Genomic DNA, 10,635 nt, shown 5'->3' on the forward strand with positions numbered 1-10,635 from the left:
AGAAGTGACACTTATACCTACTCTGATTCTTACTGGTGTAAAGATAATTCATGATTTTACCGATATTTATTTTCAAAATCATAAGGTCTATATTTTAGAGGAATAATTATAGCAATTTTAAAGCCAAAATGCAAATCCCCTTACCCCCAACTTAATTTTGTCAATTCTGTTATTCTTGTGCTATCTTTATTCTCCTGTTTCTATGTTATATAATTATATAGCATATTTTACAAAAATATTTTTCTATAATTCAAGTGCTTTATTAAAAAATTTGGGATGATTCCCCGCAACAACAATTGTAACCTCTCCTTTCACAGTTTCTGATTTCAATCGCTCCATAACTTCTGATAGATACCCTCGATATACCCGTTCAAATTTCTTGGTCATTTCAAAACATATGGCACATTTACGGTCTCCTAAAACTTTGATTGCTTTTTCTAAAAATTTCTGAACACGATAAGGAGACTCAAAAAAAATCAAGGTATGAGGTAAGTCTTTTTCCTGTTCTAAAAACCGATGTAAAGGTCCTTCTTTCCGTGGAGGGAAGCCTTTGAATGTATATGAAGATGTAGGGAGACCGGACAAAACAAGTGCTGTTTCAACAGCCGTTGCCCCCGGTATTACTTCAACATCATGTCCCGACTCTATTGCCGATTGAACCAATTTATACCCCGGGTCACTAATACATGGAATTCCCCCATCCGAACAGAAGCCAACCTTTACCCCTCTGGATAGTTCTTCAAGAACACTGGAAATAATTTTAGGTTCTCGTGCTTCAAAGCATGCCCATACACGAGGTGGAAAGGGTATTTTATAATGACTATATAACCTACGCGTAACACGGGTATCTTCACAAAGGAGCAACTCTACTTCTTGCAACATTCTCAAAGCCCGATAGGTTATATCCTCCATGTTTCCTATAGGTGTGGCTATTATATACAGTTTACCCATAAAAGATTTTTTACTTTCACGATTCGTTCGGCTCAATTTTTGGTTTTAATACAACAGCATTTTCTGTTTGTAATGCTTTCACAATTTGCTCATACATAGCATCATCTTTATAAATTCCCACAATAGCCCCGCCCGAACCTGTAAATTGAGCATGAGCCCCCACAGAACGGGCAACATCTACTAAACGAACTTGACGTGGGTCAAGGTTATAAATTGATTTCCTACGGTCAAAATTCATATCCATCCAGATACCTATTTCTTCTCCCTTTCCTGCCCATAACAAATCCCGGGCTATACGGGCATACTCAGCAAAATCATACATCGCCTGATGAACTTCGGGGTCTCCATCAAGCCATCGTTGTCGGACATTGTTATGAAATACTTCCGAACCTTCCGATAATTCTTTTCTATAAGCAATAAACAAATTGGGTAATAGCGATACAGGTATCTCCTCATAATATCCATGTCCCTGTTTTTCCATCAAATCTTTGTTAAAATCCATAAATACGCACCCCTCATAAACCTGTATAACACGGTCTTGTAAACCCGCAAAAATCCCTAACTCCTCCGTCTCTACACTTAATATAAGATTAGGAAGAATAGGTTTTGGAATTTCCACCTCATAAAATTCCATCAGACACTTCATCGTAGCAGTTACCAACGCACTGGAACCTGCTAATCCTAATCGTCGTGGAATAGTGGAACGATAGCGAATGGAAAAATTTTTTTGCGGAAGTCGGATATTATGTTCTTGACAATATTTGTAAAACTTATAAATCCCCGCCTTCATCAAACGAATGCCGCCATAATACCCGTTTAAACGAACATCTTCGGTAAGATGTTCAATAGATTCATACTTTGATTGGTCTTGGAAACTTGGAATAATTTCCAACTGGGGGCTTTCATAAAGACTTACCTTTGCATAAAAATCCCGAATAATTACACTTATTGTCTTGCCATAATAACCATCCGAAGGATTGCCTACCAATCCTGCTCGAGAATATGCTACATGTTCTATTGCCATAAACTTTTCCTTAAATGATAAGAACTGAAGATAAATTATAACGGATTTGAGATTTCTCGTTCTCTCTAAAAAAATAGGAAAGAATATTCTGAAAAAGATTTCCTAAATCAGGATAGCCGAAACATAAAAAATATCATCTCAAATAGTCTAATAAACTGGGTTGGATAACACGGGATGCCGCGTTAAGTGCGGCTTGATATGCATTCGTTTGTGTATTAAGATTGACAACCACTTCGGCTAAATCCGCATCTATACTATCGGATATAACCCTCTGAAATTCAATGTTAGCGGTTCTCAGATTTTCTTCCGTAGTATCCAATCTCTTACTAACGGCTCCTACCTTCGCCAAGGCTAAAGAAAGTTGGGAAATAGCATAGTTCGCTTCTTGAATTCGTTGTTCTATCCCGGTGAAATTGGCTGAACGCAAATCATCTCGAAGTGAAATTAAAGTCTGAAAAATATCCGTACTTTGTGCCCCTGTAGACAAAAACACTTCTCTACCGGTTTGATTTGTAACAACCTGTGTTCCTTCCATAATCTCAACACTAATATAATTATCATTCCCGGTATAAGATACCGATGCTATTTCTCCATTTGCATTTCTTGTCTCCTGAAACGGAGCAGAATTTGTAGCTGTTCCCCCAAAAATATATCTCCCATTCGTTTGATGGTTAGATTCTTTTAGTAAAGCCTCTATTAATTGATTTACCTCAGTTGCAATCTGGTCACGCTGTAATTGGGCATTGGTTGTGTTTCTGCCTTGTATGGCTAATTCTCGTGCCCGTTGAACAATATCTAAGGTTGTCATTATAGTAGTTTCTGTTTCATTTAAATAAGGACGGATAGTGGTTATATTCTTTATATACTGTTCGTTTTGTGTAATCATGGATTGAGCAGATATAGCCCTGCGTGCACTTAAAGGGTCATCCGAAGGACGGTTTACTCTCTGTCCTGAAGAAAGTTGTTCCTGCAAGGTTAATATCCGTCGTGTTTGATAAGCCAAATCTGTAAGGGTTCTATCCACAAGCATGCGAGAAGTAACACGAATAATACCCATAAACTTATCCTCTATCATCAACAAAGCGGGTTAATACTATTTCGGCTTTCTTGAAATTGGAATCTGTATAGAAAGAATTATTTTGCTCTTCATAATCGGGATATATCTTTTTAAGGGTGCTTTTTGCAGATTCCAGCGAAACTCGATAAAAAGGCACTGCTTTCCCAAGCCATGATTTTAAATAAAGCACTGATACTTTCATTCGGTCACATGAATCTATAATCTGCGACCTCCATGGTTCACCTACTTGTTCCGCAATATCTCGTATTCGTTTATCCGTCAAATTTATCCCTAAATTCCGACATATTTTATCAACCAATTCTTGACGAATAAACTCAAAACGGGCTGTTTCTTTTACAAGATAATCCATTGCAGAAGTTTTTTCGTTGAAATATTTGATATTCCCTTCAAAACCGGCTCGCAATTGTGCTACACAAACCGATACTAAAGTTTCCTGTCGCTCCGCTTGCTCCTCTAATAATTCACACAAACTTTCTATTTCCTTCATGTCCCAATCCTTTTAATCCTTCAACCCTTGAAAAGGTCCGAGATGAGACCACAACATTTGTATTTCCTGTGCGGTTATATACCCATCTTTATTCGCATCCCACTGCTGGAATTCGTGAATGGTCATTCCACTTTCCCGAACAGAAATTTTTTGGTCATGATTTGTATCATATAACGATACAAGGTTTTCTGCCTTTTCTTTAGACAATTCTTTCATCTTTATTTCCGATTTTAATACATCAGAAAAATTGCTTTGCGGTTTTGTTGCTTTCCTTTGTTTTATCACCATAAGTGTCTTTGCAAGTGAATTAATTGCACTTAATCCCGTAAGCCATTGAACCATTTGTTATTCCTTTACATTATTAGTTATCGGCAAATTCCTTTATTTTCTTAAACTCCATGTGTAGATTTACTTTCTGTCGCATTATCTATTTTTTGTTGTATTGTTTCCGTATTTTGAATAATCTGTTTCGCTATACCCAATTGTCCGGACTTCGCCATCTCTCCCGCAAAAGCATCATTTAACATATCGTAGTAAATCTCTTTTGTAGAATTTTGAGGAAATAGTTTAGAAGCAACGATTGTCTTTCGCATCTCTTTCAGGAGTTCATATAAAAATAATCGCTCCATTTCCTCCCCGGCTACTTTTTTTCGGACATCTTCACTACCGGAAAGGTTAATATTCGGCACAACATAATTTATAGGATTTACATATAACATTTACATAATCTCCAGTTCTGCATCAAGAGCCCCTGCCTCTTTCAAAGCCTGAAAAATAGAAATCATATCTCGGGGAGTAACCTTTAATCGGTTTAAAGCCTCTGCAACCTCACCTGCAGAAGTCCCCGAAATAGGCATAAGATAAGCCTCTGATTCCTTAACTTCCATAGCAGTAGTCTCTGTAACAACCGCTTGACTTTCGGTGAAAGGGGTCGCCGGTGTAACCTGAGGAGTAGAAGTAATTTTAATTGTCATATTCCCATGAGCCACCTGACAGGGCTTCACAACCACATCTCCACCGATTACAATGGTTCCTGTCCGTTCATTAATCACAATTTTCGCAGGTGGATTTGTAGTAACCTCTATATTCTCTATCCGCGCAATAAAACCGGTTAGGTCGTTATGGTAAGACTCCGGAACAGTAACTCGAACGGACCCCCCACCCATTGCAAGAGCCACATTCTCACCAAATTGATTTTCAATAGCCTGACGAATCCTATCGGCTGTATTAAATTCAGGTTGTTTCAATAAAAGGACTATCCTCTCCCCATCGGTAATGGTAGAGGGAACTTCTCGTTCTACATACGCCCCTAAAGGTATTCGTCCTGATGTAGGATGATTTTTTCGGACAGCAGTGCCTCCACCACCTCCTTTTTCTGCATTAAACCCGCCTATAGAAACAGGTCCCTGTGCCACAGCATATACGGTATCTCCTAATCCGGGTCCTCGTAAATAAGTTTCCAGAAGCATTCCCCCTTCCAAACTCTTGCAATCCCCTAATGTATCTATTTTAACATCAATTCGTGTCCCTTCTTTAGCAAACGGTGGAATTTCTGCAGTTACCATAACTATTGCAGAATTTTTGGGCGTCAAATCTTTTAAATTACTGACGGTAATTCCCAAACGGTCTAACATCTGACGCTGAGCAAGACGCGTAACCCCAACACTGTCGCCGGTACCTGCAAGTCCTACAACCAGACCTATTCCTTTTAATATATTTCCACGAGCACCCTGAACCTCACACAAATCGCGTATCCGTGCTGAATCCGCAAACATGGGGAAAAGAAATATCAAAGCAACGAAATATAAAAATACTCTTTTTGCAACCATAATGAAACTCCTTTTTAGAATGGTGAAAACCAATCTAAAATCTTTGTAATAATTCCACGCCGTTGATTGTTCCACAGGTCACCTTTACCTTTGAGCTGAACCTGAGCATTTGCCACCTGAGTGGATAATACTGTGTTATCTGGAGCGACATCCTTTGAGCGAACAACTCCACTAACTGTCAGTAGAGAATCCTCCCGATTAACCGTTACGCGTTTTTCTCCTTCTATTTTTAAGTTTCCATTGGGATAAACCTGCGTTACTGTGCAGGCTATGGTTGTGGTTAATGTGCTTGTGCGGGTTGTTTTCCCCCTTGCTTTTGTCTCGTTTTCTGCTTCAATCTTCCAATTGGGTAATAAGTCTGAGTTTATTAAACCTAAACCATCTGGTTTATCCGCTATTAGAAAGTTGTTATCCTTCTCATTCGCTTTGCTCTCGACATCCGACTCTTTCTTTGTATTCGTGTCTGCTGTTGTGCTTGCCGAAATCTTTTCACGAACAAGTATTGTGATAATATCCCCGGGCTGGAAACGGGTTCCTTTTTCCGATATTAATGTCCCAGAACGCTGTGCTTCGGGGGTAAAAAGGCTATCTCCATAAGACTGGGATAAAAAACAAAGGAAAAAACTTAAATACATAATAAATAGGTATCTTTTATTTTTCATAATTAATTACTCCACTTTAACAGTTCCATCCGATTGAACCGTTGCTTCAAATTGCTGTTCAGAATCTAAATACATACATCGAACCCGTTCGCCTATTCGGGCATCCGATAAAACTTTTACTTTAGCTGAAATCAAAATATTCCCTTGTTTATATTCCACAGGAACGATTTGATTTCGCTTTACAATTACAGGTGATTCTATATCTTCCAGTTGAATACTGGAACCCGAAGGAATAAATTTTTTGGCTGACATCCCAACAACAGAATACAAGTCCCAGATAGGAGACCCTGTATTCCGCGAAAGTGTTATTTGGCGAACAGATATATCCTCTTCTGTAATTATTTTCCCGCGTGGAATATCACGAACCGCAACTACGAGCATACCTTCTGTTTCAATAGTAACCCTGCAAATAATAGTCTTCTGAACCTTTCCCTCTATACGAACAATTCCCCGAAAAATACCTGTTCCCAAATAACGATAGGAATTATTGGCTTTCCATGTTATTTCTACATCTCCTTCAGGTAAGGCTAAATCTTCTGTCGGAGGATATATCTCTATTTGCGTATGACTTATTTCCCAGGGCATTTGTTGTTGAATATAATAGCGTAGTGACTCCACAAGTACATCTTTTGATATAACTGCGGTAGCCCGTTTTACCACAGTTTTACCTTTTTCATCCATGCTCAAATTTTCTGTATTAACACCGATTTGTTTCAGTTTGGAGAATACCAGCTTGTTAGGGATAACCCGTGCATACCCCGGTTTCGGTGCAGGTATTAATGGAATATCATTTACAAACTCGGTATCGACACCATCTAAAACATCGTTTAACATCACTTTATCACCCGAAATTTCTGCCTCCGATTTAATAGACATATTTTGGGAATATCCCCCGATATGTAATAACAAAATCACGAAATACAACAAAACAACTTTGTTAAATTTGGTAACACATATTTTCGATGACCCCATTGTCATCTGTTAAATTATCTCCTTACATTATTAGCGGTCTGAAGCATTTCATCAGAGGCTTGAATAACACGCGAATTCGCTTCATAAGCACGCTGAGCAATAATCATTTGTATAACTTCTTCCACAACCTGAACATTTGAATTCTCCAGAAAACCCTGTGCAATGGTTCCAAGTCCATCTAAACCCGGTTGCCCCACATTAGGAGTACCTGAGGCTTGCGTCTCTAAAAATAGATTTCTACCCAACCTCGCATCAAGCCCCGCAGGATTGGAAAATCTTGCCAATTCCAATGTCCCTATATTTTGGGGAGTATTATTACCAGGGACACGGGCAGAAACAGTTCCATCTGCTCCAATCGTTACTAACTCTGCTTCTGTAGGAATGGTAATTGTAGGGGTTAAAGGATACCCGTCTACAGTCATTACCGTTCCTTCTTCATTAATCTTAAAGGCACCATCCCGTGTATAGGCTGTAGTCCCATCGGGCAATTCAATCTGAAAAAAGCCATCTCCTTCTATCATTAAATCCAATGGATTACCCGTTTGAATTGCAGAACCCGATGAAAAGATTTTTGAAACAGCAGAAGGACGAACTCCATGTCCTATTTGAATACCCTCCGGAATAGTTGTGCCGGCTGTCGTTTCGCTCCCTGCGGGTTTAATAGTTTCATACAACAAATCCTGAAAATTTACACGACTTCGCTTAAATCCTGTCGTGTTAACATTCGCCAGATTGTTAGCAATGGCGTCAATATTCATTTGTTGAGCAATCATTCCTGTCGCCGCAGTAAATAATGAACGAATCATATATTCATCCTTCTATTATGTTTTAACCGACAAGTCCTACCTGTTCAATTAACCTGCCGATTGATTCATCTATGGCAGAAATAACTCGTTGATTGGCTTCGTAGGCACGAAGTCCCAATGTTACGCGTATCATTTCCGTAGGAATTTTTGTATTCGACCATTCTAAATATCCCTGACGAAGAGAACTTTTCGTTGCAGGTTGCATACCTTGTTGAATTTCCTTACTTGCCGAATACAAATTTTCTCCTTCACGCGTTAACCGTTCTGGATTTTTAAACTCGACACAGCGAATTTGTCCCGCGGAAACTCCATCCACAGTTACATTCCCATCGGAAGAAATATTTATTTCCGTTCCCTGTATCTGTATTGGCTGTCCATTCATCCCTAAAACACGATAACCTTGTGGAGTAGATAAATAGCCTTCTGCGTCCAGCGTTAAATCTCCAGCACGTGTAAATCTCTCTCCAGAGGAAGTTTGTAAAACAATATATCCCGGTCCCTGAATAGCGATGTTTAAAGGATTACCTGTTTGTTTTAATGGACCTAACGACAAATCTGGAAATGTTTCTACCACTTTTACTCCACCACCCGGTGCCGTTTTAGGAACATATACATGATAACTTTCCCCCGCTTTCTGAAATAATGGATAGAAACCTAATTGAACAGGCGTTAATGCTTTATAGCCTGCTGTGCTTGCATTGGCTACATTATTGGCATAAACAGATTGCCTCTGTTCAGAGGCAATCATTCCACCTGCTGATATATATATTCCAGGTATCATATCTTTTTACTTTTTATATGTAAATTGTTAACTGTTTTTTCAAAAGGCGGGTGGCAGGGCGCAACGATGTTTCGTAAAGGGACAAAGAAACACATGGGCGCAATACATTGCGCCATGCCGACCCATGGAGGAAAGTTGCTATGGGACCTTATTATGGGACATCTGTAATATTCAATTTTTGTTATTCCAGAAATAGCAAGCTCCATGCCATTAAAAAACTTTTTAATAAATTATTGACATATTAATACTTATGATTATCTCGTTTATAATATAGGTTTACGAAAATAGGAATGATTTTCCTCTCTCAAGGAAGAATTTGCATTTTATCCTGCTTTATTCATAAATTAACATTGGTAGTTAAAAAACAAGGTATTTTTTAAAAATGAAAATTATATCGGTAGAGTTTAAAAAAAGCGTGTTGAATATACAAGATATTCCTCGTGACCGCAAACCTGAAATTGCTTTTGCTGGAAAATCAAATGTAGGCAAATCTTCGTTATTAAATACCCTCTGGGGACGAAAAAATCTTGCAAAAACAAGTAATACTCCAGGAAAAACAAAAACTATTAATTTCTTTGAAGTAAACGGAAAATTTTACATGGTTGACCTTCCCGGATATGGTTATGCAGAAGTCCCATTGAAGATAAAAGAACAATGGAACAAGGTTATGTTTGATTACCTAACTCAAAGTGAAAACCTAAAACTTGTTGTGGTTCTTATAGACTCCCGTCATGGACCGGGCGATAAAGACCATCACTTATTAGACTTTCTGGAAGAACATGAAATTCCAACACTCCTTGTTGCAACAAAAATTGATAAATTAGGAAATGCCCAAAGAAAAATTCAATTAGATAAAATTAGAAAAGAACTTCGTCTGGATGAAGATGCTATTCTTCTCCCTTTTTCCTCACAGACCAAGGAAGGCGTTGCTCCTCTATGGAAAATCATCGGAGAAATATTAAATATCAGCAAATCATAAACCACCTATAAAAAAATTTGTATCTATAAATGCAGGGGTAATCCATAAATATCCTATAAAAAAATTTTACATATATAAATGCAGGGGTAATCCATGAATTTCCTATAAAAAATTTTGCATATATAAATGCAGGGGTAATCTATGAATATCCTATAAAAAAATTTTGCATCTAAATGTAGGGGTAATTCATGAATTACCCCTGAATTACCCCTGTATAAATTAAATATAACAACAATAAATCAGAATTAATTTTGAGAATAAAGACCTTTTGTATTGTCTTCTATCAAAAAACCCGCATCTTTATTCTGAAAAATTGGATAGAGTAATTTCCCTTCACCATCATAAAGCCCAAATGCAGGCAAACCTGTATTCGCTATACCCAGCAATATCTGAGGTTTCCCATCAGGTCCACAAAAAACAATTGCAGAACTATTTAATCTGTCATTCGCTTCTAATTGAATAGACCCTTTACCTTCCGCATAAGATAAACCTATCCGTGGTGTTCCCTCCGGTGTAATACCAATATACAAACGATCTTGGTTTTTGTCATCCATAAAATGCAGTGTCGTATTCCCGCGACTATCCACTTTTAATTCCGCTTTTGCTGTGCCCTGTTCATTTTCCAAAACAATTCTCTTCACACGAAGATTGTTAAAACAGAATTTGTTAAATAAAAAGGAAAGAAAACAACATATTAATCTCATACCTATACCCCCTATATTTGTTTTACTTATCGTTAATTCTTTTCCTTTCAGTTTTCATAATATTTATAGTTATTCATTAAATTATAAATTTCTATTCTTATTTTTCCATATTTCCGCCTCATTTGTCAAGGTGAAATAATTTTTACTACCTCATTTAAATTTGACAGCTCTGGTCCTATATAAATAATAATGTTAATAATAAGTACTTGCCTTATAAAATTAAAAGGTAAAGGAAAAATATATGGAAAAGAGATACATTCTTGCATTAGACCAGGGAACAACAAGTTCGCGTAGTATTTTATTTGACAATGAGGGCAATGCTGTTGCAGTAAGTCAACAGGAATTCAAACAATACTATCCGC

14 protein-coding genes are annotated in these 10,635 nt (G+C 37.7%); 2 read left to right on the plus strand and 12 right to left on the minus strand.

All coding sequences use genetic code 11. The features are described 5' to 3' along the window. Positions 1–243: 243 nt before the first annotated feature. The 11 genes from rsmI to PLA12_09220 form a co-directional block, all read right to left on the minus strand. A complete protein-coding gene (gene rsmI, locus PLA12_09170) occupies positions 244–951 on the minus strand; it encodes a 16S rRNA (cytidine(1402)-2'-O)-methyltransferase (protein HOQ32669.1) in 708 nt (235 codons plus the stop codon). Positions 952–967: 16 nt separating this feature from the next. Beyond that, positions 968–1,975, minus strand: a complete 1,008-nt coding sequence (locus tag PLA12_09175; GenBank protein HOQ32670.1) for a GHMP kinase — start codon at positions 1,973–1,975, stop codon at positions 968–970. Between the two features lie 133 nt (positions 1,976–2,108). Then, on the minus strand, positions 2,109–3,032 hold the full coding sequence (flgL, locus tag PLA12_09180) for a flagellar hook-associated protein FlgL (GenBank protein ID HOQ32671.1): 924 nt from the start codon (positions 3,030–3,032) through the stop codon (positions 2,109–2,111). Between the two features lie 4 nt (positions 3,033–3,036). Next, positions 3,037–3,540, minus strand: coding sequence for a hypothetical protein (locus PLA12_09185; GenBank protein ID HOQ32672.1), 504 nt, complete (start codon positions 3,538–3,540; stop codon positions 3,037–3,039). Positions 3,541–3,552: 12 nt separating this feature from the next. Beyond that, positions 3,553–3,882 (minus strand): hypothetical protein, encoded by a 330-nt coding sequence (locus tag PLA12_09190; protein HOQ32673.1) that lies wholly within the window; start codon positions 3,880–3,882, stop codon positions 3,553–3,555. 47 nt (positions 3,883–3,929) lie between these two features. Further along, positions 3,930–4,259 carry a rod-binding protein gene (locus tag PLA12_09195; protein ID HOQ32674.1) on the minus strand — a complete coding sequence of 110 codons (330 nt, stop codon included), beginning with the start codon at positions 4,257–4,259 and terminating at the stop codon, positions 3,930–3,932. Further along, positions 4,260–5,369: a flagellar basal body P-ring protein FlgI gene (locus PLA12_09200; GenBank protein HOQ32675.1), complete on the minus strand. Its 1,110-nt coding sequence runs from the start codon at positions 5,367–5,369 to the stop codon at positions 4,260–4,262. A 14-nt stretch (positions 5,370–5,383) separates the two neighbouring features. Then, on the minus strand, positions 5,384–6,031 hold the full coding sequence (locus tag PLA12_09205; protein HOQ32676.1) for a flagellar basal body L-ring protein FlgH: 648 nt from the start codon (positions 6,029–6,031) through the stop codon (positions 5,384–5,386). A 6-nt stretch (positions 6,032–6,037) separates the two neighbouring features. Beyond that, positions 6,038–7,009 (minus strand): flagellar basal body P-ring formation chaperone FlgA, encoded by a 972-nt coding sequence (gene flgA, locus PLA12_09210; protein ID HOQ32677.1) that lies wholly within the window; start codon positions 7,007–7,009, stop codon positions 6,038–6,040. 8 nt (positions 7,010–7,017) lie between these two features. Beyond that, the gene (gene flgG / locus PLA12_09215; protein HOQ32678.1) at positions 7,018–7,809 is read right to left on the minus strand and encodes a flagellar basal-body rod protein FlgG; all 792 of its coding nucleotides are present in this window, start codon (positions 7,807–7,809) and stop codon (positions 7,018–7,020) included. A 22-nt stretch (positions 7,810–7,831) separates the two neighbouring features. Further along, on the minus strand, positions 7,832–8,590 hold the full coding sequence (locus PLA12_09220; GenBank protein HOQ32679.1) for a flagellar hook-basal body protein: 759 nt from the start codon (positions 8,588–8,590) through the stop codon (positions 7,832–7,834). 382 nt (positions 8,591–8,972) lie between these two features. Here PLA12_09220 and yihA point away from each other — a divergent pair, with 382 nt between their 5' ends. Continuing rightward, positions 8,973–9,569 carry a ribosome biogenesis GTP-binding protein YihA/YsxC gene (yihA, locus tag PLA12_09225; protein ID HOQ32680.1) on the plus strand — a complete coding sequence of 199 codons (597 nt, stop codon included), beginning with the start codon at positions 8,973–8,975 and terminating at the stop codon, positions 9,567–9,569. A gap of 245 nt (positions 9,570–9,814) precedes the next feature. On the opposite strand, the gene PLA12_09230 is transcribed toward yihA, so the two are convergent. Further along, the gene (locus PLA12_09230) at positions 9,815–10,273 is read right to left on the minus strand and encodes a hypothetical protein (GenBank protein ID HOQ32681.1); all 459 of its coding nucleotides are present in this window, start codon (positions 10,271–10,273) and stop codon (positions 9,815–9,817) included. 241 nt (positions 10,274–10,514) lie between these two features. On the opposite strand from PLA12_09230, the gene PLA12_09235 reads away from it, so the two are divergent. Next, positions 10,515–10,635: FGGY family carbohydrate kinase (locus PLA12_09235; protein HOQ32682.1), on the plus strand; the 121-nt coding region annotated here is incomplete at its 3' end.

Origin of the sequence: Candidatus Hydrogenedens sp. (assembly GCA_035378955.1) — a bacterium.
Taxonomy (GTDB): domain Bacteria; phylum Hydrogenedentota; class Hydrogenedentia; order Hydrogenedentales; family Hydrogenedentaceae; genus Hydrogenedens.